Origin of the sequence: Streptococcus oriscaviae (assembly GCF_018137985.1) — a bacterium.
GTDB lineage: Bacteria > Bacillota > Bacilli > Lactobacillales > Streptococcaceae > Streptococcus > Streptococcus oriscaviae.
This window is the reverse complement of record NZ_CP073084.1, coordinates 1,072,653-1,098,001: the sequence shown is the minus strand read 5'-3', so window position 1 is coordinate 1,098,001 and position 25,349 is coordinate 1,072,653. Positions and strand designations below refer to the sequence as shown.

At 42.9% G+C, this 25,349-nt stretch carries 25 protein-coding genes; 15 read left to right on the top strand and 10 right to left on the bottom strand.

The features are described 5' to 3' along the window. Positions 1-3 precede the first annotated feature (3 nt). The gene (locus INT76_RS11040) at positions 4-192 is read right to left on the bottom strand and encodes a helix-turn-helix domain-containing protein (RefSeq protein ID WP_024417107.1); all 189 of its coding nucleotides are present in this window, start codon (positions 190-192) and stop codon (positions 4-6) included. A gap of 88 nt (positions 193-280) precedes the next feature. Further along, positions 281-1,336, bottom strand: a complete 1,056-nt coding sequence (locus tag INT76_RS05555; RefSeq protein ID WP_228378351.1) for a hypothetical protein — start codon at positions 1,334-1,336, stop codon at positions 281-283. Positions 1,337-2,765: 1,429 nt separating this feature from the next. Between INT76_RS05555 and INT76_RS05550 the strand changes: the two genes are divergently transcribed. The 9 genes from INT76_RS05550 to INT76_RS05510 all read left to right on the top strand — a co-directional run bounded on the left by INT76_RS05550 (position 2,766) and on the right by INT76_RS05510 (position 11,058). Continuing rightward, positions 2,766-2,954: a helix-turn-helix domain-containing protein gene (locus tag INT76_RS05550; protein WP_024416724.1), complete on the top strand. Its 189-nt coding sequence runs from the start codon at positions 2,766-2,768 to the stop codon at positions 2,952-2,954. A gap of 11 nt (positions 2,955-2,965) precedes the next feature. Further along, the gene (locus INT76_RS05545) at positions 2,966-3,952 is read left to right on the top strand and encodes a YdcF family protein (RefSeq protein WP_212572976.1); all 987 of its coding nucleotides are present in this window, start codon (positions 2,966-2,968) and stop codon (positions 3,950-3,952) included. A gap of 19 nt (positions 3,953-3,971) precedes the next feature. Then, a complete protein-coding gene (locus INT76_RS05540) occupies positions 3,972-4,670 on the top strand; it encodes a response regulator transcription factor (RefSeq protein ID WP_212572975.1) in 699 nt (232 codons plus the stop codon). After that, the gene (locus tag INT76_RS05535) at positions 4,660-5,679 is read left to right on the top strand and encodes a sensor histidine kinase (RefSeq protein ID WP_212572974.1); all 1,020 of its coding nucleotides are present in this window, start codon (positions 4,660-4,662) and stop codon (positions 5,677-5,679) included. The genes INT76_RS05540 and INT76_RS05535 overlap by 11 nt, the downstream gene beginning before the upstream one ends. Positions 5,680-5,792: 113 nt before the next feature. Further along, positions 5,793-6,545, top strand: a complete 753-nt coding sequence (locus INT76_RS05530; RefSeq protein ID WP_346267622.1) for an ABC transporter ATP-binding protein — start codon at positions 5,793-5,795, stop codon at positions 6,543-6,545. Next, the gene (locus INT76_RS05525) at positions 6,532-8,436 is read left to right on the top strand and encodes an FtsX-like permease family protein (protein ID WP_212572972.1); all 1,905 of its coding nucleotides are present in this window, start codon (positions 6,532-6,534) and stop codon (positions 8,434-8,436) included. The genes INT76_RS05530 and INT76_RS05525 overlap by 14 nt, the downstream gene beginning before the upstream one ends. Before the next feature lie 4 nt (positions 8,437-8,440). After that, positions 8,441-8,812, top strand: a complete 372-nt coding sequence (locus INT76_RS05520) for a hypothetical protein (RefSeq protein WP_024390393.1) — start codon at positions 8,441-8,443, stop codon at positions 8,810-8,812. Positions 8,813-10,138: 1,326 nt separating this feature from the next. Continuing rightward, complete coding sequence (locus INT76_RS05515) at positions 10,139-10,594, top strand: pyridoxamine 5'-phosphate oxidase family protein (RefSeq protein WP_212572971.1); 456 nt, start codon at positions 10,139-10,141, stop codon at positions 10,592-10,594. A 122-nt stretch (positions 10,595-10,716) separates the two neighbouring features. Beyond that, a complete protein-coding gene (locus tag INT76_RS05510; protein WP_212572970.1) occupies positions 10,717-11,058 on the top strand; it encodes a metal-sulfur cluster assembly factor in 342 nt (113 codons plus the stop codon). A 22-nt stretch (positions 11,059-11,080) separates the two neighbouring features. Here INT76_RS05510 and INT76_RS05505 read toward each other — a convergent pair whose 3' ends face one another. From INT76_RS05505 to INT76_RS05480, 6 genes are all read right to left on the bottom strand, one after another. Further along, positions 11,081-11,467 (bottom strand): DUF6176 family protein, encoded by a 387-nt coding sequence (locus tag INT76_RS05505; RefSeq protein WP_212572969.1) that lies wholly within the window; start codon positions 11,465-11,467, stop codon positions 11,081-11,083. A gap of 55 nt (positions 11,468-11,522) precedes the next feature. Beyond that, entirely contained in the window at positions 11,523-13,238 is a 1,716-nt protein-coding gene (gene ilvD / locus INT76_RS05500; RefSeq protein ID WP_212572968.1) for a dihydroxy-acid dehydratase, read from the bottom strand. A 118-nt stretch (positions 13,239-13,356) separates the two neighbouring features. After that, positions 13,357-14,163: a PrsW family glutamic-type intramembrane protease gene (locus tag INT76_RS05495; RefSeq protein ID WP_212572967.1), complete on the bottom strand. Its 807-nt coding sequence runs from the start codon at positions 14,161-14,163 to the stop codon at positions 13,357-13,359. A 52-nt stretch (positions 14,164-14,215) separates the two neighbouring features. After that, positions 14,216-14,617 carry a hypothetical protein gene (locus INT76_RS05490; RefSeq protein ID WP_212572966.1) on the bottom strand — a complete coding sequence of 134 codons (402 nt, stop codon included), beginning with the start codon at positions 14,615-14,617 and terminating at the stop codon, positions 14,216-14,218. After that, the gene (locus tag INT76_RS05485) at positions 14,598-15,530 is read right to left on the bottom strand and encodes a phosphodiester glycosidase family protein (RefSeq protein WP_212572965.1); all 933 of its coding nucleotides are present in this window, start codon (positions 15,528-15,530) and stop codon (positions 14,598-14,600) included. The genes INT76_RS05490 and INT76_RS05485 overlap by 20 nt, the downstream gene beginning before the upstream one ends. Further along, entirely contained in the window at positions 15,517-16,569 is a 1,053-nt protein-coding gene (locus INT76_RS05480; protein WP_212572964.1) for a bifunctional glycosyltransferase family 2/GtrA family protein, read from the bottom strand. Before INT76_RS05480 ends, INT76_RS05485 begins: the two co-directional genes overlap by 14 nt. Positions 16,570-16,835: 266 nt before the next feature. Here INT76_RS05480 and INT76_RS05475 point away from each other — a divergent pair, with 266 nt between their 5' ends. The 6 genes from INT76_RS05475 (at position 16,836) to INT76_RS05450 (ending at position 22,845) form a co-directional block, all read left to right on the top strand. Beyond that, positions 16,836-18,539, top strand: a complete 1,704-nt coding sequence (locus INT76_RS05475) for an acetolactate synthase large subunit (RefSeq protein WP_212572963.1) — start codon at positions 16,836-16,838, stop codon at positions 18,537-18,539. Further along, positions 18,532-19,008 carry an acetolactate synthase small subunit gene (gene ilvN, locus INT76_RS05470; RefSeq protein WP_212572962.1) on the top strand — a complete coding sequence of 159 codons (477 nt, stop codon included), beginning with the start codon at positions 18,532-18,534 and terminating at the stop codon, positions 19,006-19,008. Before INT76_RS05475 ends, ilvN begins: the two co-directional genes overlap by 8 nt. Positions 19,009-19,142: 134 nt before the next feature. Continuing rightward, positions 19,143-20,165: a ketol-acid reductoisomerase gene (gene ilvC, locus INT76_RS05465; protein ID WP_249116189.1), complete on the top strand. Its 1,023-nt coding sequence runs from the start codon at positions 19,143-19,145 to the stop codon at positions 20,163-20,165. A 200-nt stretch (positions 20,166-20,365) separates the two neighbouring features. Continuing rightward, positions 20,366-21,616 carry a threonine ammonia-lyase IlvA gene (gene ilvA / locus INT76_RS05460; protein ID WP_212572961.1) on the top strand — a complete coding sequence of 417 codons (1,251 nt, stop codon included), beginning with the start codon at positions 20,366-20,368 and terminating at the stop codon, positions 21,614-21,616. 34 nt (positions 21,617-21,650) lie between these two features. Then, the gene (locus INT76_RS05455; protein ID WP_212572960.1) at positions 21,651-22,550 is read left to right on the top strand and encodes an SPFH domain-containing protein; all 900 of its coding nucleotides are present in this window, start codon (positions 21,651-21,653) and stop codon (positions 22,548-22,550) included. A gap of 85 nt (positions 22,551-22,635) precedes the next feature. Then, complete coding sequence (locus INT76_RS05450) at positions 22,636-22,845, top strand: capsule biosynthesis transcriptional regulator (protein ID WP_075098784.1); 210 nt, start codon at positions 22,636-22,638, stop codon at positions 22,843-22,845. A gap of 163 nt (positions 22,846-23,008) precedes the next feature. On the opposite strand, the gene INT76_RS05445 is transcribed toward INT76_RS05450, so the two are convergent. Beyond that, the gene (locus INT76_RS05445; RefSeq protein ID WP_212572959.1) at positions 23,009-23,749 is read right to left on the bottom strand and encodes an amino acid ABC transporter ATP-binding protein; all 741 of its coding nucleotides are present in this window, start codon (positions 23,747-23,749) and stop codon (positions 23,009-23,011) included. Then, positions 23,742-25,319, bottom strand: coding sequence for an ABC transporter substrate-binding protein/permease (locus tag INT76_RS05440; protein ID WP_212572958.1), 1,578 nt, complete (start codon positions 25,317-25,319; stop codon positions 23,742-23,744). The genes INT76_RS05445 and INT76_RS05440 overlap by 8 nt, the downstream gene beginning before the upstream one ends. Positions 25,320-25,349: the final 30 nt, after the last annotated feature.

Here is a 25,349-nt window from a genome sequence, read left to right as displayed (position 1 = left end):
CCGTCAATCGCAGTGGCTTTCAATAAATTTAATCAGTTTTGACTTCAAATAGCGCTCTTGTTTTCCTACCATAAAGCATTGAAAGTCTGGGTGACTTCTGATGTACTTATCAAATGATTTAGGATCTATTCCAAGTAGTTCCGCTGCTTGTTGTCTATTTAACAGAAGAGGAGAATTATTTTGAGGTAACATATAGAATTCCTTTCATTTTCTAGATACAAGTATTATGCCACATGTGTAATGAATTGAGGCTAGATTTTTGAAAAATGTGCAATGTTGCCTAGCGTTTCAATAAAATATAAGCGTAGGAACGAGGAAATTCCTCTGGTCTATTGTGTCCCAGAGCCTTTGTCACAATTTTACACGCTTTTCTGTCGAGTGAGATGCCAACTAACTCTTTACGCAGATGGATAACTTCTTTACGATTTCTAATCTTGGAAATTTCGCGTGCTACACTGCGATAAACACGCTCTGCATACTCAGCACGATACTTATGTGGCTTTAATGCAGTGGGAACTTTCTTTCCATCAAAATCGTCGAGAATTAAATCCTTGGGAACATGAAACACTCTCTTTTCTCCTGCTCGTTGGAAAATAGCGACTAACCACTCTTCCTCCTCTTGACTAGTGGCCATGATGGGAGACCAGCGATCTCTGCGTCCTTTTGTGTGATGTTTACGGCCGTCTAAATTTAAATACCAACGGCCATCACGGCCACGTTGCATAGCATTACCAGTGACGTGGACCAGTTCACTTTTACGCAAGCCTGTTGCGGCAACTACTTTATGCCAGTAGTCGTTATTTTTGTTGGATAAACGATAGTCTGTATGTAATACACGATTGTTCATGCGATTTGCACGTGTACGTGGTTGTGTAGCGATGAAATTAGTTGAGGAAACTCCAAGAACTTTGGCCAATGCTGCTTTGTAGGTAGCTTGTGTATATGGACTTAATCCAATTTCTATACAATATTGTAAGTATTGATTGATTAGTTCTATCCAACCTTCCGTATCTTTTTCAACATTACCTAATGCCATTAACTGTTCTGGCGAAATGTTAATTGAAACCCATTTTGCAAAACGATGCCATGAACCTGAATAGTCATGGAATGTACGATGAGTGTGGATTAACTCAATGTCATCTCCTGTTTCTTTGGCCTCTTTACGTTTAATGCCTTTTCCTTTTTTGAATCGTTTCTTTAAACTTGATACTCCTTGAGAATTGACAAACTGAAGTCGACCTTCTGGTGTTTTAAGTGCTTTGTTTTGTTTTTCTATCGCATGTTTTTTCATCTTTCTACGATCTGAACGTGATCGTCTCTTTTTATTTTTAGTCATAACTGACTCCTTTCTTTTTGATACCAATAGTTGAGGTGTTTTCGATTAACGCGATACTTCCGAAAACAGTGTCTTCCTGCTGCGGCAGGTGTTCTTTATGTTTTTTTGATTGGAGAAGACTACTCCAATGCTCAATTTGGATTCTAGAGCTTGAATAATTGAAACGCTTTATAACGTTTATTTTTTGTATTTTTTCGATTTGAACGATTTCTTGCTTTGGTTTCGCTATTCGTAAAACTGGATTATAACTATGGACTCAGTAATATTTCCTCCTTTATGATGCAGAATTTATTTAATAATATTTCAATTTGATTGTGACTATATCTTTGTTACTTTATCTGGACCTACGGCCTAAAAACTCCTTTCTATATTTTGTTAGTTGAATAACTGAGTCATTATTTTTGAAATAATTGAACCTTACGAATATGAAATCGCACTATTTCCTCCTGTCTATCTGATGTTGAAAAAACACCAGATAGTGTTTAGCTCTAGTCATTCAATTTTTACGATATTACTATGCCACATTTTCAAAATCAAAAAAACACAGAAATATTTTTCTGTGAATAGATAAGAAGCTGAAAAGTATTCGACATGCCAATTCTGTAGAAAGGAAATAGTATAACTTAAAAAGGTAAAAGATGACTTTTCAAAAATCCATTACCTTAACGAATCAATTGATAGTGAAACTAGTCCATTACTAGCTAAAAGATGGTTAAGTAGAGTTTCCCATTTTATCGCTAAATGTGGAATAGTAAAGAAGTCTAAGTTTTCTTAAAAAGTGGATTTGAATAGAGGTCCATTATGATAGAAATAATGGTGTATTAGAGTAGCTCACTTTGATTTGCGATATGGACTTTTAGAATAATCCATATTTTCAGTAATGTTGGAATACTAAAGAAAACCATGAAAACTTGACTTGTTGGTTCATAGAGAAATCCATTTTTCTATGAAAGATGAGCCAGTAAAGTAACCGATTCAGTCGTAAAAGATGGCTAACTTAAAACTGCCGCTTAGTTTATGTTTATGGACGAATATAACCATCCATTTTTTCTCAAAAAGTGGAATAGTAAAGAAGTCAGTGGAATAAGTAAAGGGCAGGAGATTTCGATATTTTCTGCCTATTTTTATTTATTCTACTGATGTTATTATTGAGATAATCTCATTTTTGATGAGATACGTGTTTAGCGTGAGTAAACTATCGTTACTCATCGCTAAACACGTAGGCTTGCAGCCCAAAAAGAAAGCTCGATGCTTTCTTTTTTCCTTGCAGTCGGTTCTAACGAACCGATGTTTTGCGAACCGCGCAAAACCTGCTCGCGAAGATTGCTCGCATAATAAAGTTGCCTGCCGGTATTGTATCTTACTAAAAAACTTGATATTATTCGGCTAACCGTCTATAATATAAGTAGATGGATTAAGGAGGACGGCAATGTTCGAGTATATGACTGTACAAGACGCAGCAAAACTATGGGGCTTGTCAGATCGACGAGTGCAGAAACTTTGTAAAGAAAACCGTATCAAAGGTGTAGTGCATTTAAATCGTATTTGGCTAATACCCAAACAAACACAGAAGCCCCTTGATCAGCGATATAAATGTAATTGGCATTCGGAGGAATAGAAAATGATATATTGGATTATATTTGGGGCTTTACGGCTATATTTATAGGTTCATTTTTGAGGGAAAAACGTGCTTTCAGAAATTCAATCTTTCTTGCATTGAGCTTAGCATCGCTATTTGTTGCAGTGGCTTATGCTACAAATGGGACAATAGTTAATACTTTACTTAATATAGTTCTGTATACAGTCATCCCGTTGATTTTACTGTTTATTTCCTTTGTCTTTATCTATGCAGGAGTGATTGCAATAAAAAGAGAACGTTTCAGTTTGGTACACAGTTTATCTATTGCGTTTGGAGTTGGAATTTGGGGCGCATTCGTTGCTGTGGCAGTAACGATTTCAGCTAAAAATTTATCGACTATTACGATGTCAATGGTTGTATTGATTGCCTTCATCGCGATGTATGTTATTTTTACTTTTTCAGCACTCTTCATTTACTCACAGCTCTACCACCTTTTGCCGAAAAACAAAAACTGTGATTTTATTATCGTACATGGTGCTGGGCTGCTTAACGGCGAAAGGGTCTCCCCTCTGCTGGCTGGAAGATTGAATAAGGGAATTGAGGTATTTGAGAGTTCCGGGAGAAAAGCAAAAATTATAGTTTCAGGCGGCCAGGGCAGTGATGAAAATATATCTGAAGCCGAAGCCATGAAAAATTATCTTCTGGAAAAAGGAATCTCTGAGCATAACATTATCATGGAAGATCAGTCCACCACAACTCTTGAGAACATGATGTTCTCAAAAAAAATTATGGATCAGATGATGTCCCAGTACCGTGTGATTTTTGTAACAAATGATTATCATGTTTTTCGAACTGGGACATATGCAAAACAGGTTGGATTAAAAGCGGATGGTGTTGGGTGCAAAACAGCTTTTTATTATTGGCCGAATGCGTTTATCAGAGAGTATATCGCAATTATTCTCAAATATAAAGCAGTGCCTATCGTGTTATTTCTTCTTTGGTTGGCGGGTACGGTTATTTCGTTGTTAAATTTTTAGACGGGAAAAGGAGATAAATATGGATTATAAAATTATGATTATAGAAGATGACCTTGATATTGCCGGACTTCTCTCAGACCATTTACAACGGTTCGGTTTTTTAGTCTATTGCTGTAAAGATTCAAAAAATGTAATTGAGGAATTCAAGCTGGAAAATCCCCATCTGGTTTTGCTGGACATCAATCTTCCTGTCTATAACGGTTTCTATTGGTGTAATAAGATCAGAAGTATCAGTCCTTGTCCGATTATATTTCTTTCTGCCAGAAATACAGACCCCGATCAAGTTCATGCCATTATGAACGGAGGGGATGATTATATTACAAAGCCATTTTCTTTTGAAGTGGTCACAGCAAAAATTTCCGCCGTCCTCCGCCGCACATATGGAGAGTATTCAAGTTTCAACGCAGATGAATTACAATGTGAAGATTGTATTTTTTCAAAAAGCAAATTAACATTGTCTTGTCATGGACATATGACGGAACTATCCAAAACAGAAGCAGGTGTGATCCGGGTGATGTTTCAGAATTATCCGAATATTGTAAGCCGTGAGGAACTGCTGAATGAAATTTGGGATGATGAGAGTTTTGTAGAAGAAAACACCTTGAATGTGACAATCAGCCGGATTCGCAAACGATTAGAGCGCATTGGCTCCACCCTTGCTGTTAAAACCGTCAGAGGCGTTGGTTATCGCATAGGAGATTCACGTCATGAAAAATAAAAAACTTGCAAAACATTTAAAATGTTTTGTTTTGGATCACCTATGGGTAATTCTTCTTTTTTTAGCAGCGCCGGTTTCCATTATGATTGTTTATTTGACTTTAATTAGTGGAAATCCCGTAGGAACATGGTGGTATTATGTATTTTTATCTCTGTTTATTTTATTGTGCTTCTTGCTTTACCGGCTATATTCCACATGGGATTTTTATGAAATCCTTTGTAATGAAAACAAGACCTTGGAGGATTTTCTAATCAGCGAACCCAAAGGCCGCGAGGAACAGCACTATCGGAAGTTAGTTGAGGAACAGCACAGGTTATATTTAAACCGGTTAGCTCGTATGGAGGACAAGCAAAAGCAGAGTAAGATCATGATTTATCGCTGGGTGCATCAATTAAAAATGCCTTTATCCGTGATCCGTCTGGTTTCAGAAAACAAAAAAGGCGATTCGGATTTTCGTAAAATAGCACAATCAGCGGCGCAAATACAATATGATTTGGATCAGGTTTTGAATATGTATAAACTTGATGCAATAAAAAATGATTTTCATTCCGAAAAAGTGAATTTGCACAGTATGTGTAAAGATTGTATCAACGAGTTAAAAAGCTCATTTATTACAAAAGGAATTTTTCCAAAACTTGAGATTGCAGATGATTTGGTGGTGTACAGCGATTCCAAATGGCTTCGTTTCGTGTTGTACCAACTCTTAACCAATGCTATCAAATATAGTGATGAAGGAAAGAAAATTACCGTCCGTGCTGACAGATCAGAAGAATGTACTTCATTGAGTATCCAAGATGAAGGATGTGGCATTGATCCTCGTGACTTCAATCGAATTTTTGATTTGTTTTTTACGGGACAGAATGGACGCCTGCGCGGAGAATCAAGCGGATTGGGCTTGTATATGGTAAAACAAAGCCTGGATTATCTGGGACATACCATAATGGTGCAGTCAGAATTAGGAAAAGGAAGTACATTTACTATTTATTTTCATGCAAAAAGTGAAATATAGCATTTCGAGAAAGATTACAAAACTGTCATGTTCCGTAATCTTTCTCGATTTTTATTTTTTGAGATATCAGCTATACTAAATGCAGAACAATGAAGGAGGTTGTAAAGATGTCAATTTTAACAACAAAACATCTTGGTAAAGTATATGAGGGAAAAGTTCCATATACCGCTTTGAATGATATTAACTTTAGTATTGAAAAAGGAGAATTTGTCGCCATTATGGGACCATCCGGTAGTGGTAAAAGCACTCTTTTAAATGTGATTTCTACCATCGATCACCCTACCAGCGGCAGTGTCTGCATTGATAGTGAAGATCCCCACGAAATGAATGACGACCAACTGGCACATTTTAGACGGAATACCTTGGGCTTTGTATTTCAGGACTTCAATTTGGTGCATACTTTGACAGTGGGCGAAAATATCATGCTGCCGTTGACATTGGAAGGTGTTCCTGTTCCTGAGATTAAAAAGCGCACCGCGGAGGTTGCTGCACTTTTAGGAATTGAGCCTCTCCTTTCCAAACGCACTTTTGAAATATCCGGAGGGCAGGCACAGCGTACCGCAGTTGCCCGTGCCGTTGCAACCAATCCGTCTTTGCTTCTGGCAGACGAACCTACCGGAAATCTCGATTCCAAGGCTACGAAAGATGTTATGGAATTATTCCGGATGCTCAACGAAACGAAAAATGCCACTATCCTGATGGTAACGCACGATTCTTTTGTGGCGAGCTATTGCAAGCGCGTCCTGATTATCAAAGACGGACAGTTATACCAGGAAATTGTCTCCGATGGAAATCGAAGGACTTTTCAACAGGAGATTGTGGATGCTATGAGTCTTTTGGGAGGTGAACCGCATGACCTTATTTGACTTTGCCCGCAACAATATCAGCCGTGACAGAAGAAACTATATTTATTACTTCGTGAACTGCGTGTTTTCTGTATTTGTATTTTTCCTGTTCACGGTGCTGTCGTTTCACCCGGCCATGAGTATCATTGACCGAGACAGCACCATGGGGTTGATCCTTATAGTAGGCGAGCTTATTTCCATTGGATTTTCCGTTTGCTTTATTTCATACTCTGTGGGATGTTTTCTGAAGGCTCGAAGTCGCCAGTTCGGTTTGATCACTATTTTGGGCGCATCAAAAAAGCAGGTTAACAAACTTGTGTTTCTGGAAAACATGATTGTTGGATTTGCATCTATCGTAACGGGGATTTTGCTGGGATTTGTGTTTTCAAAATTCTTTTTGGACATTGCAAATAAAGTTATCGGCGTATCCGACTTTACTTTCTATTTCCCTGTTCAGGCAATCATTACTACTGTTATTGTCTTGGGAATTGTCTTTTTAGCGATTGCTTTTTTTACGCCAAGGCTGATTCGCAAGAAAGAGGTGGTACGTTTATTAAAAACCGAAGTAACCGGTGAAAAGCCACAGAAACTGTTACCCCTTCTTATTGTATTTTTAGTTTTATTTGGTTTTATGGTTTGGCTTTTTACAAGCGGGACACAGATGGCTAAACAGATTCAGGACAACAGTGTGACTGCTTTGGTGTTGGTTTTTACCATTATCACTGGAACTTATTTGATGTTTGCCTATGGAATGTGTATGGCCCTTGCCCTTTCAAAAAAAAGTCATGCAAGAGGACGTTTGCTTTACAGCAGCGATAAAAAAGCAAAACTGAGAGCAAATGCGCAGACAATGACAATTTCCGCTGTATTGTATGCCATTTCATTCTTTTCCATCATCCTCTTGTTTTCCATGTCGACAAATGTGAAAACAGAAACGGAGAAGATCATGCCCTATGCTATAAGTTATAATGCCTGGACAGAAAATGCAGATGTTGCCGGCGACGTGGCTGTGATTGAAAAGGAACTGCAAGACTTGCCCGGTTATCAAAAAGCTGTATTTAACCTTTGGTACAATAAGGCTAACCCAACCCGTTCTGCGATGATGTCTGCAAGTGATTACAACATCATAATGAAGTTTCTCGGTAGAGAAACAGTGACAGTTTCAGAAGACGGCGTTTTTCTCGTTGCTGGAAATGCAGGAGAAACCGTCAAAAAGATTCCGTCAGATATTCAGTCCTTTATGGATGAAAATCGTTTTGATCTGTCTGTAGAAGGATATACAGAAGCAACCATTATGCTGTCCGGTTTCACAACCAATGTTTGCATTGTAAATGATTCAGTTTTTGATGCTTTGAAGCCACAGATGGACAGCAAGACTATCACAGCATTTGTTTATGATAACTGGGAAATGAATAGTCATAGTCCCGAAGCGGTTGAAAACTCATTGAAAACCAGTATTGAAAACAGAGATGCAAATGTGATAACTGCGTACAGCTACTATCGCACCAGCCAGCTGCAGAACAATCTGACGTTATATATCGGCAGTATGCTGTGCTTCACGTTTATTCTTGCAGTTGCAAGCTTTATATACTCCAGACTATATTCGGAGTTGGATGCAGAATGCAAAAAGTACAAAGGAATTGTAAAAATCGGGTTGTCCAAGAAAGAGTTATCTTCTGCATTGCGCAAGGTAACATCCTTGATTTTGTTGGTTCCTTTCCTTGTTGCTCTGATTTACCTTTGGATTGGAATTTTTATTAGCGAACGATTTGCGATTGTTTCAAATATTCCGGTAGCTTTCTGGTTTACAGTTGTGCTGCTTGTATTGCAGACGGGAATTTACTTTGGGATCGATGCTTCCTATCGAAAAGCTGTTTTCCGTAAAGTGTATCAGGATTATGAAAGGAGTTAAAAGAATGAAGAGAATATTTAGCGTATTGTTTGCCGCAGTTGTGGTCTTATGTATGCTATCAGGATGTTCAATGAAAAATGAAACTTATTCTGACGAGGAAAAGCAAGTGATTAAAGCAGCAAATCAAATTATTTCCAGCGAGTACGATGTAACGTTTGATGAAGGCGATTTTTCCTATAGTGTAGGTAAACAAATCAAGGAAAATGAATTTGTATCACTTGATTCCGAAGAAAAACAGCAGGAAACTTTTGAAAATATTGTAAGTGTTTCTGCACTTAAAACCAGTCTCCATGAAAAAGGCGAAGTATATGCCTATTCTGTGATTTTCAACTCTCAGACAAAGGAGATTGTGAGTATTAGCGTGAATGTTGAGTAACAGTGATAAGATATGGTGATTCATGATGCCATCCCTTTGGCCACGGAATCAGCAAACAACAACTGCTCGGAACTCAAAAGTGAGTTTAGCTTTTATAAATTGTAACGTATGGATACCTGACATGCAAATAAAATAAATTTAGAATCCGTAAAAAAGTGACTTTGTAAAAGAATACTTTTCTGATGTTAATAAACTTCTAGATGCTATAAAGAAAGTACATAGTATTAAAAAATCATCAATTCCAAATGATTTTCGAACACTTTATGATTTATTAAAAGATAAATTTAAACAATAGTTAACAACTCTAAATTGCTGGTGACTGGAAAAGCTGTTAATGAGAGTTTACCTATTCTATATATTAGAGGAAAGTTTGGTGATAGGCGTAACATGTTTTTATTGCAGGCGGGACATAAAATTTCTGATTTTTCCGAATTTGAGGATTCTTCAAATTATATGAGGCCTAGGTTAGTATTAGGCCAATCTCTAATCCAATATAAAGAAGATGACTACTTTTACAGAAGTTAGCATGATTAGAGTTAACTAGTATAAAAAGAAAGAGGTCAATCAAATTGAAAGTTGGTGACAATTTTGAATTAAAGATTTTGCATTTTCTTTTGTAAAATCAAAGTAAAAACCACCTCAAATGAAGTGGTTGACTAGTCTATTTTATGGTGTTAATTGGTGTCAATTTTATCCAAATCAGTGGATTTTAGTCCATTTTCATGGAAGTTTCATTTTTGTAAATGTTGATATAACGGGATTTGTAAGGGTTAAGAATTCTTTGTTTTCAATAGCGAAATTCTCAAAACGTTAATTATCAGCGATATATCAACGTTTCAAAGCACTTCATGGTTCACACCATGGGGTGTTTTTTTCGTGGTTTTTTGAAAAGGTCACCTCAAAATTTACCTTATTGCTTCAGAGAGTTTAAAGCAAATTCTCCAACGGCCATTGGAAGGATGTTGGAGGTTTTGACACTCATGTTTGTAGCTGGTAACTTTGTTATTGCTCTTGTGATGTTAGTCCTTAAATTGCTAAATGCGACAAAAAAATAGCCATCCTAACTTTGGCGAGTTGACGAGCTATTTTTTAGTTCCCAAGAATAAAGTAAACTTTTGTATTTTCTGGTTCGATTTTGCTTAATTTTACAAATTGGGATTTGAAAAAACTTGTCATTTTTGGCAAGTTTTGTCAAATACCGCACGAATGTCACCAGATGCATTCGTGAAAAGCTACTTCCCCCCCAGAAATCCGGCCCACTCGCTTTCCCTTTCTCTTCTTTTCTGTTATACTAGAGTTAAGAAAACGGTTTCAAGGAGGCTGGCTATGGAAGTCAAGTGCATTATGGACATTCTGGAGGAGATGAAGGTGGGAGTTTTTGCGACGGTGGACGCAGATGGGATGCCCCATGCTCGTCACGCCCACATTACTGCCGCCAATGAAGAAGGGATCTTTTTCATGACTAGTCCACAAACGCATTTTTACCGTCAGCTGCAGGAAAATGCTCATATCGCCCTGACAGCCATGTCAGAGGAAAAATACCTGATTCAGGTCATTCGGATTGAAGGCCGGGTTCGGCCGGTTGAAAATGAGGATTTGCGCAAGATTTTTGCGGACAATCCCTATTATCAGCATGTTTACAAGGATGAGGAAAATGCGGATTCCATGCAGGTCTTTCAAATCTACGAAGGTCAAGGTTTTTACCACAGCTTGACCCAGAGCCATAAATACGTCTTTCCAATCGGAGGCGGTGAAGGCTCTGTGACTCGGACGATTGTATAAGGAAGCGGGAAACGGGGGGACTCCCGAAAATTGGCGGTGCAAACCGCCTTTTTTAATTTCCTATTGAAAAATAGCCTCAAATATGAGAAAATAGGAAAAATCATTTTCCGAAGGGAGAGGACATGAGAGAGGATATAAAGGTCAATGAGCGGGCGCAAGCCTTGGCAAGTCAGTTGGTAGAAGTGCTTGAGTCAATCTATGACCCTGAGATTGAACTGGACATTTACAATCTCGGTCTGGTTTATGAGATTGACTTGGATGACAAAGGTTTTTGCAAGGTCGTCATGACCTTTACCGATTCGGGTTGTAGCTGTGCCGATACCTTGCCCGGAGATTTGATTGATGCACTGAAAACTATCGATGGAATCAATAATGCAGGAGTGGAAATAGTCTGGTCTCCCGCCTGGAAAATGACCCGAATTAGCCGACTGGGGCGCATCGCTCTGGGGATTAGTCCAAAATAAAAAATGAGTTGTGAAATGCAACTCATTTTTTGTAGGTTTCATCGTATTGTCTGTCCAATTCTTCCATGGTTTCATAAATTGGTTTTGGAATCATGACGACTTGAGGGTTCAAGTCAATCATGCCATAGCTAGGGTCAATACATTCTTCCCAGTATTCCAAGTGTTTCTTGTCAATGTAGGATTCAGAGTTTTCGACCTCGATACCGCCCTCAGCTTGGACGGAGTACCAGTAGAGGTATTCTTGCCCATCGAGAACTTCGCGAAAGATGGTTTCGACATACATCTTCTCCCCTTGGAGAGTCAAAAGAGTATCTTCCATATGCTCGTTTAGGAAATTCATCCACTGGTCAACGACGGATGATTTGCCTTCCTTGACCCGAAAGCGGGAGAGTTCGACATGTAATTTCATTTGATTTTCTCCTATGGGAAAACCCTGCCACAAAGACAGGGTAAGTTAAATAAGTCTATTTTTTACCAGTACGTTCTGGTCGCCAGAAGTCTGTGACAGCTCCTTTAGAGGCGGAGGATACGGTGTGAGCGTATTTGCCAAGGACACCACGAGAGTAGAGTGGTGGAATGACCGTCGTTTTCTTGCGGTCTTCGATTTCTTGGTCGGAAACGTGCATGGTGATTTCCTTAGTATCTTGGTCAACCGTCACCAAATCGCCAGTGCGGAGGTAGGCGATCGGGCCGCCGTCCTGAGCTTCAGGGGCGATGTGGCCGACTACCAGACCATAGGTTCCGCCAGAGAAGCGACCGTCTGTCAGAAGGGCCACCTTGTCGCCTTGGCCTTTTCCGACAATCATAGATGAGAGCGACAGCATTTCCGGCATACCAGGCCCACCTTTTGGCCCAACATAGCGGACAACGACTACATCACCGTCTACGATTTCGTCTGTCAAGACAGCTTCAATTGCTTCTTCTTCCGAATCAAAGACCTTGGCTGGTCCAGTATGGTTGCGGACTTTCACACCTGAAACCTTGGCAACAGCTCCTTCAGGAGCTAGGTTACCTTTCAAGATAATCAGAGGTCCATCCGCACGTTTTGGATTTTCAAGCGGCATGATGACATCTTGTCCAGGTGTCAAATCAGCAAAGTTTTCCAAGTTTTCAGCAACGGTTTTACCGGTACAGGTGATGCGGTCACCATGGAGGAAGCCGTTTTTGAGCAAGTATTTCATGACAGCTGGGACGCCGCCGACATTGTAGAGGTCTTGGAAAACGTATTTTCCTGATGGTTTCAGGTCTGCCAAGTGAGGCACGCGTTCTTGGAAATCATTGAAATCTTCCAAGGTCAAGTCAACGTTTGCAGCGTGAGCAATGGCTAGAAGGTGAAGAGTAGCGTTTGTGGAGCCACCGAGTGCCATGGTGACCGTAATGGCGTCCTCAAAGGCTTCACGGGTCATGATGTCGGATGGTTTGATACCCAGCTCCAACATCCGCACAACAGCACGGCCAGCTTCTTCAATATCTGCTTTTTTCTCAGGAGATTCGGCAGGGTGGGACGAAGAGCCTGGAATGGACATACCCATGACCTCAATGGCTGTCGCCATGGTATTAGCCGTGTACATACCGCCACAGCCGCCAGGACCAGGGCAGGCATTGCACTCAATTTGACGGACTTCTTCAGCCGTCAAATCGCCGTTGTTCCACTTACCAATACCTTCAAAGACTGAAACGAGGTCAATATCTTTACCATTCAGATTGCCTGGAGCAATGGTACCGCCATAGGCAAAGATAGCAGGAATGTCCATGTTGGCAATGGCAATCATGGAACCTGGCATGTTCTTGTCACAGCCTCCGATAGCCACAAAGGCATCCACATTGTGTCCACCCATAGCCGCTTCGATAGAGTCTGCGATGATGTCGCGCGATGTCAGCGAGAAGCGCATGCCGGGGGTTCCCATGGCGATACCGTCGGCCACAGTAATGGTTCCGTATTGGACTGGCCAGGCTCCGGCTGCCTTGACACCTTCTTTTGCTAATTTACCAAAATCATGGAGGTGGATATTACAAGGAGTGTTTTCTGCCCAGGTCGAGATGACTCCGACAATAGGAGCGTCAAAATGTTGATCCTGCATGCCAGTCGCACGAAGCATGGCACGGTTAGGGGATTTAACCATCGAATCGTAGACCGAGCTACGATGGCGGAGGTCTTTCAGAGTTTGCTGGTCTGTCATAGGACAATCCTCTCAATCATACTGTATTCCCCTACATTATAGCACAAAAATAGACGGAGTTGAGAAGATTTATTAAATAATAAGTAATTTCTGACAATTTACGTTTTTCTGTCTAAACCTAAATTGGTCTTTGTGAGTGAATGAGCTTGAAGGTATAAACAAACAGCAAGGCATACAGGCTGGCTAGGAGGACAACATGTATAGAAAAAGGCAGTTCTATGCTACTGAAAGGAGAATTCCAGAAAAAATGGAACAAAACGGAAGCGCCGATTAACAAGCATCCCAGCTTGCGGTGTTTTCTGTGAAAGACCAACAGGATAATACCGGTTGTGACCAAGGCTGTCATCATCCAATGAGAGGTGAGAGAGCCATAAATTCGAGAAAAAGTACCAGCCATTAGGTGATCCGGCTCTTTCAAGACAAAGTGCTGAATAAAGGAAATGTCCTCGGCCACCTGAAAACCCAGTCCAGCTCCGGCTCCAACCAGAAAGCTGGTAGATAGTTGGCTATTTTTTAGCGTATAGAGGGCAAAAAGAACCGCTCCTGCCTTCAGAGTTTCTTCGATAAAAGGCGCTGTCAAAGCCCCTTCCCAGGCCTCAAACGTAGCCTGATCTGGGAGAGTCTGTTGCAACAGTCCAGCCAGCCAGTCGTTCAAATTTGCAGACGACCAACCCGCCAAAAAAACACCGCAGAAAATGGCCCAGAAAAGGACATAGGGAGGCTTTCTCCAGGCTCTTTGCAAGTAAAGCAATGCGGCCATCAAAGGGATGATATACAAAAAGAGGAGCAGTACTCCGCTTGCAATTGCCTGAAGTTCTTTCGCAGAGAATGTTTCATCTAAAAAGGTGTGAAATTCATAATCCCAGCCAATGTGAAGGAGGATCAGACCGATAAAAAAGACTACATAATACAATTTCTGTTTCATGTAGTCTATTCTAGCATGTTTGCAGAAGGCCGAGCTGTTTTTCTTCTGTTTTTCATCGCCTCTTTCGCGGTTGTTGAACGAAGAAGAAAGAGAGAAGGGCGAGGGCTAGAAGGCTAGCTCCTATATACCAATAGGGTTGATCCAGCGTCGTTGAGCGGCCAGAAAGATTGATAATACCTCGCAGAAGAAAACCTGTTGTAATGGTTGCCACACCTGAATTCCAGAGATTGTAGGTCAGGCGAGAAAGGTTGTTTTTTGCCATGAGCATTCCCACTAAGATAGCTCCCCCAATCAAGGTTACAGCAAAGAGGTAGCGCATGAAGAAGGAAACTTCCCCATAGCTAAAACTCTCATAGACCCGACCGAAGATGAAGAGAAAGGCTGATAGACCAAAGTAGGTAATAAAGGTGCGCCCAAGGCGCTTGTTGGATGAATTAGTAACCGATGTAGACAATATCGCTCACCGCCCTTTCTGAAATAGTGTTTCCGTTTGTTGTTGGATTGTTAATGACTTGACCGTTGAAGTAGAGGGTTGAAGAGCCACCACCATCAAGGTTGTAGGCTGTTGTTGCCCCGTATTGCTTCATGACCTCGGCTAGTTGATAGAGGGTCAGGCCTTCGCTTTCATCTGTCCGGCCGTCTGATACGACGATGATGTAGTGGTTTTCGTCAATGATACCGATAGCAGTTCGAGGGTTGGAAGACATGGCTCGGCCGACCTCGGTGCTGGTATCGACCACGATTTCCCCATTTTCAACCAAAGTAGGGCCAAAGGCCAGCAGGTTGACAACGCCCTTGTCAATCAATTCTTGGGCAGTCACTTCATTTTCGTAGATGACTTCAAAGGCTCCATCTGCGTAGATGGCCAAGTCGCCGTAGGCTGCATTGTCACGCACAGTATCGCGGTAGAGAACTCCGTTTTTAATCACATAGCCGGTTGAGTTAGCTCCATAGTAGTCCCCGTTGACAGCCAGGATAGCATTGTTGGCTGCGGCAGTTTCAGATGTTTTGGCGGTGACATTGGTACCGTAGGTGTTTTGTGCCAAGGCTGTTTTCAGATATTCTGCTGAGCTGACCTGCACATCTGCCACATAGACAGTTGTATTGCTGGTAGTGATGGTTTCGATGGAGATTTGGATATTTTCATCGGAGTAGCTGTTTTCTGTTACAGTTGCGCTTGCGGCTGCCGTGGCAGCTATTTCGGAACTAGAGCTGCTAGTCGTTGTGGTAGTTGCTGTATTGTTAGCAGATACAGTGCTGATGGCTTCTGACAGAACAAAGGTCTTGAGCATTGAGTAGGTGAAGCCGCTGGTCAGCAGCATTCCGAAAATAGAGGCATAGGCGAAGGGTTTTCTAATAAATTTCATGGGAAAAAGTGTTCCTTTCTCGAAAGATAATTCTCTTCTGGATGAACCAAGAAACGAAGAAGAGCAGGGTGCCAACGACAATTTTAACTAGATAGAGGTTAATACCTAGCAACTGATGGAAGACAAAGAGCAAGGCTGTATCAAAGCTGAAAAGAGCAATGACGAGGATTAAGTACCCTGCCCCAGTCCGGCTAACGCTGTCAGTATTCTGGAAAACCAGTTTCTTATTGAGCGAGAAATTGCAGACAGAGCTAGTGATGCGGGCTACGGTATTGGCGATGATGAGCCGAAGACCCGTTGGCATACTGGCCATGGCTAGCAGGGCAAGGGCATAAACCAGATAATCAACGATAAAGCCACTGAAGGATGCCAGAGCAAATTTGAAGAGATTTTTGTAAATCATCAGGCCATCCCGAATAGGGCGGAAGTGGGAGCTGGCATTGTCGTCGATATAAATCGTCTGAATGGGAATTTCTGTCAGCTGGTAGCGTTGGCTCGCTTGGGTCAGCATGTTCATCTCGTATTCGTAACGATTGCCTTCTACACTAAGCATGAAGGGTAGGAGATTTGAGTGAAAGCCCCGCAGACCGGTCTGGGTATCGCTGACCGCAACCCCTGTTTGCAATCGAAAGAGCGTACGTGTCAGGATATTCCCAAAGCGGCTTCGCAGAGGAATGTCCTTGGTAAACTGACGGACACCTAAAATCAAGCGATTAGGAAGATTCATGGCAGCTCGAGCCACGCGGTCAATATCATTGACGGCATGCTGACCGTCTGCGTCGGCAGTGACAATTACTGCGTTTTCTTGCAAGTTTTGGATATACTGAAAGGCTGTTCGCAAGGCTTGGCCTTTTCCCTGATTGACCTCATGGCGGAGGACGGTTGCATAAGCCTTGGCCTCTTCGATAATGTCTTTGGATTGCCCAGTACTGCCGTCATCAACGACGATGGTCTGGCAGCTGAGGCGGTTTTTCATGACCTCCAAGAGTTGGATAAGTTTTTCGTCTGGTTGATAAGCTGGAATGACAACATAGTACATAGCGGACACCTCGTTTTTTTGATATGCTCTCACTATACGGGAGTTTTCTGAAAGGAACCTGAAACCGCGACAAAACTGAATTTTGGTTAAGAAGTTTTTAAGAAAACCGAACAAAAGTAGGAATTTTCAGAATATTTGATTGACATTGACCAACAATATGATATGATAGTAGATAACCAAAAAATAAACAGCATCATCGGTTTTGGTCTATTTTATAGTAGAAAATCACAAAACGATGGTGAAATTTTAAGGGTGGAGGCCTTAATTTGGAGCATATTCAGTTAGCAGAAGCGCGTTCTGGATCCTTTTTGATCTTAGATACCTTGAGTCAGTTAGGTGTTGACACGATTTTCGGTTATCCAGGTGGAGCTGTTTTACCACTTTATGATGCGATTTATCATTTTGACCGCATCCAGCATATTTTGGCCCGCCATGAACAGGGAGCTGTTCATGAAGCGGAAGGGTATGCCAAGTCTACGGGGAGGGTCGGTGTTGCTATTGTCACCAGTGGACCAGGTGCTACCAATGCCATTACAGGAATTGCTGATGCCATGGGCGATAGTGTTCCTTTATTGGTGTTCACAGGCCAAGTCGCAACCAGAGGGATCGGTAAAGATGCCTTTCAAGAAGCGGACATCATTGGTGTCACCATGCCCATTACCAAGTATAATTACCAAATTCGTGATACCGCTGATATTCCGCGCGTCGTGACCGAAGCCATGCACATTGCCAGTACAGGTCGGCCAGGGCCGGTTGTGATTGACGTTCCCAAGGATATTCAGGAAGCTCTCACCGATTTTTACTACGACCCAACTGTTCATATTCCAAGTTATCAGCCGACAGTTGCTCCTAATGGTCTTCAGGTGAAAAAGATTTTGAAGGCGCTAGAGCAGGCGAAAAAGCCGGTTATCCTCGCTGGAGGCGGCGTCAACTATGCAGAGGCTAATAAGGAATTGGTTGCCTTTGCAGAGCGTTACCGCATACCGGTAGTGTCTACTCTGTTGGGTTTGGGCTCTATTCCAATTGACCACGAATTGTCACTCGGCATGGGAGGGATGCACGGTTCTTACGCTGCCAATATGGCCATGAACGATGCTGATTACATCATCAACTTTGGTGCCCGTTTCGATGACCGTTTGACTGGTAATCCAAGCACCTATGCCCTCCATGCGACAGTGGCCCACGTTGATGTTGACCCAGCAGAGATTGGTAAAGTTGTCAAAACAGCCATCCCTGTTGTGGGAGATGCCAAGGCAACGCTAGAATCCTTGCTTCACCTAGATGTAGTTGAAACAGACCATGCAGACTGGACCAATCAAGTTCTGGACAATAAGCGTCGGACACCATTCTGGTACGACCAAGATCCAGACCATATCAAACCGCAGCAGACCATTGAATTGATTGGCAAGCTGACCAAGGGAGATGCCATTGTCGTGACGGACGTTGGCCAGCATCAAATGTGGACAGCCCAGTTCTATCCCTTCAAGCATGCCCGTCAGATGATTACCTCTGGTGGCATGGGAACCATGGGCTTTGGTATTCCTGCAGCTATCGGAGCAAAATTAGCCAACCCTGACCGTGAGGTTGTCCTCTTTGTGGGTGACGGTGGCTTCCAGATGACCAATCAGGAACTGGCTATCCTAAATGGTTACGGCGTACCAATCAAGGTGGTTCTGATTAACAACCACTCATTAGGCATGGTTCGTCAATGGCAAGAATCCTTCTACGACAAGCGCCGCAGTCAGTCAGTCTTTGATGATGAACCAAACTTCCAGCTCCTAGCAGAAGCCTATGGCATTAGCCATTATAGTCTGAAAAATCCGGCAACCTTGGAAGAAGATTTGAAGGTTATCTTAGAAGATAAACCGATGTTGATTGAAGTTCATGTTTCCAACCGTGAACACGTTCAGCCGATGGTACCAGCTGGTAAGAGCAATGCAGAAATGTTGGGGGTGAAGTTCAATGCGTAGAATGTTAACAGCCAAATTGAGAAATTCGTCCGGCGTCCTCAATCGCTTTACAGGTGTCATGTCCCGCCGCCAAATCAATATTGATTCCATTTCAGTAGGTCCGACCGAAGTACCCGGAATCTCGCGCGTGACGGTTATTGTCGATGTGGCGACCATGGACGAGGTAGAACAAATCATCAAACAGCTCAACCGCCTAATTGATGTGGTTCGTGTTCGAGACATCACGGATATTCCTCACTTGGAAAGAGAAGTGCTCCTGGTTAAAATCACAGCGCCACCGGCTAAACGGGCTGAGATCCTAGCGATTATTCAACCCTTCCGTGCCAGCGTCGTTGATGTGGCGCCGCACTCCATCACCATCCAGATGACCGGGGATGCCAATAAAATCGAAGCCCTGCTTCGGGTTGTCCAACCGTATGGCATCAAAAATTTGGCCAGGACTGGGGCAACTGGTTTCAGTCGCGACTGATGCTCTTCGAAAATGAACCCTAACCTTCGTTGACTTGACTCCTTAAACACTAGTTTTAACGAGTCATCGTCGCCCGGTCGAGTGTCCATTTTCTTTGGGCATCTACAAAAATAAAAAATAGAAAAGAGAATACTATGGCAGTAAAAATGCAATATGAAGCAGACGTAAAAGTTCCAGCCCTTGATGGCAAAAAAATCGCCGTGATTGGTTACGGCTCACAAGGACATGCTCATGCCCAAAACCTGCGTGACACAGGTCACGACGTCATCATTGGCGTGCGTGCTGGTAAATCATTTGACAAGGCTAAGGAAGATGGTTTTGATACCTATGAAGTAGCAGAAGCAGCGAAATTGGCGGATGTTATCATGGTCTTGGCTCCAGACGAAATCCAAGCGGACCTTTACAATGAAGAAATTGCACCAAACTTGGAAGCGGGAAATGCCCTTGGTTTTGCCCACGGTTTCAATGTGCACTTTGAATTTATCAAGGTACCGGCAGATGTGGATGTCTTCATGTGCGCTCCAAAAGGACCTGGTCACTTGGTGCGTCGTACCTTCGAAGAAGGCTTTGGCGTTCCAGCCCTCTATGCTGTATACCAAGATGCGACTGGTCATGCCAAGGATATTGCCATGGACTGGGCTAAAGGTGTTGGTTCTGCCCGTGTCGGTCTCTTGGAAACAACCTTTAAAGAAGAAACGGAAGAAGACTTGTTCGGTGAACAGGCTGTTCTCTGCGGTGGCTTGACAGCTCTTATGCAGGCAGGTTTTGAAGTTTTGACCGAGGCTGGTTATGCACCAGAATTGGCTTACTTTGAAGTCCTTCACGAAATGAAACTGATTGTTGACCTGGTTTACGAGGGCGGTTTCAAGAAGATGCGCCAATCTATCTCAAACACAGCGGAGTTTGGTGATTATGTATCTGGTCCTCGTGTCATCACTGATCAAGTGAAGGAAAACATGAAAGCCGTTCTTGCGGACATCCAATCTGGTAAATTCGCCAACGATTTTGTCAATGACTACAAGGCTGGTCGTCCGAAAATGCAAGCCTACCGTGAGGCTGCGGCTGGCCTTGAAATTGAAAAAGTCGGTGCAGAATTGCGTAAGGCCATGCCATTTGTTGGCCGCAATGACGATGACGCCTTCAAAATCTATAACTAAGCTGACTTTCTAAAGAGAGTTGAACTTACTTGCAAGGCCCAGTAAGAGTTGGAAGATTCCAACTCTTTTTGCCATCTTGGTCTACTCAATAAGAAAAAAATGCTATAAAATTAAATAAAATCATAAAAATGAATATAAAAACTATTATTTTTAGTGTAATATTGGTATAATAGAAAACAGAAAGAAATAAGAGGAGATTCATGGTTTCAGCCAGAAATGTAGAACAAGCATACGCTGTCCTAAAAGATGTCGTCGTACGCACCTCGCTTGATTACGATCCCTACTTGTCTGAAAAGTACGATGCGGAGATCTATATCAAGAGAGAAAATGAGCAACGAGTTCGCTCTTTCAAAATTCGCGGTGCTTACTATGCCATCTCGCAGCTCAGCAAGGAAGAAAAGGAGCGCGGTGTTGTCTGTGCCTCGGCAGGAAATCATGCTCAAGGGGTAGCCTATACCTGCAAGGAGATGCGCATTCCAGCTACGATCTTTATGCCCATCACAACGCCCCAGCAAAAGATTGGTCAGGTCAAGTTTTTTGGTGGTGACTATGTGACGATACGCTTGGTTGGAGATACTTTTGACGAGTCTGCCAAGGCTGCTATGGCCTATACCGCTGAAAGCGGAAAGACCTTTATTGATCCCTTTGATGATCCTAACGTACAGGCTGGTCAAGGGACAGTGGCTTACGAGATTTTGGACGAAGCAGATCGACAATCCATTAGCTTTGATAAGATTTTAGTGCCAGTTGGTGGTGGCGGCCTCATCGCAGGTGTCTCCGTCTATCTGAAGGATCAGGCACCTGAAATCGAAATCATTGGTGTTGAAGCGAGTGGAGCCCGTTCGATGAAGGCGGCCTTTGACAAGGGGCGGCCAGTCAAACTTCCGACAATTGATAAGTTTGCGGACGGGATTGCAGTTCAAAAAGTAGGAGCGACCACCTACGATGTCGCTAGAAAGTATGTCGATAAACTTGTTGGTGTGGATGAAGGTTGGATTTCAGAAACCATCCTTGACCTCTACTCCAAGCAGGGAATCGTAGCAGAACCAGCCGGGGCTGCCACAATTGCAGCACTGGATGTCATGAAAGACCAAATCAAGGGGCAGCGGATCTGCTGTATTATCTCAGGCGGCAACAACGACATCAACCGCATGCCGGAGATGGAAGAGCGGGCTTTGATTTATGAAGGAATCAAACATTACTTCGTTGTGAATTTTCCGCAGCGGCCGGGAGCTCTCCGTGAGTTCGTGAACAATATCCTTGGGCCGGACGATGACATCACGCGTTTCGAGTATATCAAGCGGGCCAACAAAGGAACGGGTCCTGTTCTAATTGGAATTGCCTTGGGCAATCGCGACGATTTCTCAGCCTTTATCTCTCGCTTGGAAGAGTTTGACCCTCACTACATCAATTTGCATGAAAATGATTCCCTCTACAAGATGCTGGTCTAATTGACCTACTCAGTGCATAGAAAAGGAGTTTACTATGTTGTTTCAGTTCGCACCTATCATCATTATTGTAGTGCTACTTATCATCGCACTAGCCCTATTTATTTCCGGTTTATATGTTGTCAAGCAGCAGACGGTGGCAATTATTGAGCGGTTTGGGAAATACCAGAAGACCTCAACCTCAGGCATCAACTTCAAAATTCCTTTTGGAATTGATATGATTGCAGCACGCATCCAACTGCGTATGCTTCAAAGCGAGATTGTTGTGGAAACAAAGACCCAAGACAACGTTTTTGTAACCATGAACGTCGCAACCCAATACCGTGTTAATGAGCAAAACGTAACAGATGCTTATTACAAACTCATGCACCCAGAAGCTCAGATAAAATCCTATATTGAAGATGCGCTGCGCTCTTCTGTTCCAAAACTGACTCTGGATGAGCTCTTTGAGAAAAAAGATGAGATTGCCCTTGAGGTACAAAAGCAGGTGGCTGAAGAGATGTCAACCTACGGGTATGTCATCGTGAAAACCTTGATTACCAAGGTTGAGCCAGATGCGGAAGTGAAGCAATCCATGAATGAGATCAACGCAGCTCAGCGGAAACGTGTGGCGGCTCAGGAATTGGCAGAAGCCGACAAGATTAAGATTGTGACAGCTGCAGAAGCAGAAGCTGAAAAAGACCGTCTGCACGGGGTGGGGATTGCCCAACAACGGAAGGCAATCGTAGATGGTTTGGCGGATTCAATCAGAGAATTGAAAGAGTCCAATGTCAGCCTCTCTGAAGAGCAAATCATGTCTATCTTGTTGACAAACCAATATCTGGATACATTAAACAATTTTGCACAAGGAGGTAATAATACAATTTTCCTTCCAGCTAATCCGGAAGGTGTCGAAGACATCCGCACTCAAATATTGTCGGCTCTACAAGCAAAATAGACGGCAAAAACCGAACATTTTACTTGACAAGCCTGAATATTTATAATATACTTAAATGCACGAATAAAAAAGAAAGGGGTTTCTCATGACTAGTTATGAAAAGGTTGCCGCAGTAGTTGGTTGGGTTCGTGATAAAAAAATCACGGGTTACCGCATTAGTAAAGAAACAAATGCGCGTGAAATGTCAGTTATCGCCCTTGCTCAAGGACGCGCGAAGATTGACAACATCTCATTTGCAACTGCTTTGGGATTGATCGACTTTTATGATAAAAATCATAAGAAGTTTGAAAACTAATTTTTGAAAACAATGCACTGTTGGCATTGAACAGTAAAAGACAGACCGTGTGAACGAGCCTGTCTTTTTTATGCAGGATTTGTGAATAAAAACACAAGTACGTCTTTGATGGAGGGCTTCTAGCGACATAAAAAATCAGTCAACTGGTGACTGATTTTATGGATTAGCCTAGGAAGCGTTGAAGGAATTCGCGTGTCCGTTCTTCCTGTGGGTTTTCAAAGATTTGTTGCGGTGTACCTTCTTCTGCGATGACGCCTTTGTCCATGAAGATAACCCGATCAGAAACGTCGCGTGCAAACTCCATTTCATGAGTCACAATAACCATAGTCAAGCCTGATTTGGCCAAGTCCTGCATGGTTTTTAGCACCTCGCCGACCATTTCCGGGTCAAGGGCTGAGGTTGGCTCATCAAAGAGGATAAGCTCTGGATTGACCGATAGCGCGCGTGCGATGGCCACACGCTGTTTTTGTCCGCCGGAAAGCTGGCTCGGTTTGGCTTGCCAATACTGCTCAGTCATGCCGACCTTGTTCAGATTTTCTTTAGCGATACGTTCAGCTTCGGAACGGTCACGTTTGAGAACGGTTGTCTGAGCGACAACAGCATTCTCTAGGACATTCAGGTTGTTAAAGAGGTTGAAAGACTGGAAAACCATACCCAGTTTTTCCCGATAGGCTGTCAGATTGTAGCCTTTTTCAAGAACATTTTCACCGTGATAGAGGATTTCTCCATCCGTAGGAATTTCCAAAAGGTTGATAGACCGTAAGAGGGTGGATTTTCCAGAGCCGGAAGAGCCGATGATGGAGATGACCTCTCCCTTTTTAACGGTCAGGGAAATATCCTTGAGGACCTCGTTTTGCCCGAAGGATTTTTTCAAGTGTTTGATTTCTAAAATGGTATTAGTCATGAAGGACCTCCGTTTGCATTTGGTTGGCACCTGTTGTGTAAGTGTCCGTGTCGAAACGTCTTTCAATAGCACGCAAGATACGAGTCACAGTGAAGGTCAAGATAAAGTAGATGATGGCAATCACAGTGAAGGTTTGGAAGTACTGATAGGTCTGGGTTGCAACCGTATTTCCAGAGAAGTAGAGTTCGACAACAGAGATAACGTTGAGAACAGAGGTATCCTTGATGTTAATGACAAATTCGTTACCAGTGGCAGGTAGAATATTGCGGATAACCTGTGGAAGAACAATCTTACGCATGGTTTGACCATGGCTAAAACCTAAAGCAGTTGCGGCCTCAAACTGTCCTTTGTCTACTGCAAAAATACCACCGCGGACAATCTCGCTCATGTAGGCACCGGTATTGATGGAAACGATGAAGATAGCTGCTAGGGTGCGGTCGATGTTAATTCCGAAGGCCTGAGCTGTTCCGTAGTAGATAACCATGGACTGAACAATCATCGGTGTGCCACGGAAGACTTCAATGTAGATATTGATCAGCCAGCCCAGAGCTTTTTGGCCAATAGCAAGCAATTTGTTGGCAGCTTTTGGGGCAGTCCGAAAGACTCCGATGAGCAGACCGATTAAAGTACCGGCAATGGTTCCGATAATGGAAATCAGCAAGGTCATGCCGGTGCCGCGCAGGAGCTGCTGCCAGTTGTTGACGACGATAGCCCAGACCTGCGAGAAGAAGCTAGGGTTTTCTTCAGCTGCATCTGTTTCAACAGGCTGGTTCTCAATCATCGTGTCCATGAGTTCAATCTGTTCTTCCTCGCTGAAGGTGTCAAGAAAGGCGTTGACTTCTTCAATACGAGGGTCATCCTTCCGCATACCGACGGCAATGGCAGCGTCTGATGGTGATACTTCAAAACCGGGGTCTAAGGTTAACATCTTAAACTTGCTATTAGCAGCTTCGGCTGTCAGCGCTTCTGGCCGCTCTGAAATGTAGGCGTCAATGACGCCTGATGCAAGGGCTTGGCGCATTTGTGAGAAATCCCCCATAGGGGTTTGAATATCAGCGCCTTCTAGCTGCGTCAGGAGATTAACATGCCAAACTCCTTGTTGTGCAGTCACTTGTGCACCAGCAAAGTCAGAAATGCTCTTGGCCGCAGCGTAGTCGCCATCTGCAGCAACCACCATTACGGGCTCGCTGGTATAGTAGCTACTCGAAAAGGCAATTTCTTTTTTGCGTTCTTCGGTTGGGCTCATCCCGGCGATAATCATGTCAATCTTGCCGGAGGTCAGAGCTGGCACCAGTCCTTCCCACTTGGTTTTGACAACAAGGACTTCCTTGCCCATGGATTGGGCAATTTTCTTTGCGACTTGGACATCGTAGCCGTTGGCATACTGGTTGGTTCCTTCAATAGGAACGGCCCCGTTCTCATCCGTATCTTGGGTCCAGTTGAAGGGGGCATAGGCTGCCTCCATGCCGACCAAGAGATAATCAACATCGCTGTTCTCAGCCTTCACTCCGATACTGAGTGAAAGGAGGCTGATGACGGTCAGCAGAAAAATGGCTAATTTATTTTTCATTACGATCTCCTTTTTGTGTGTATTCTTATA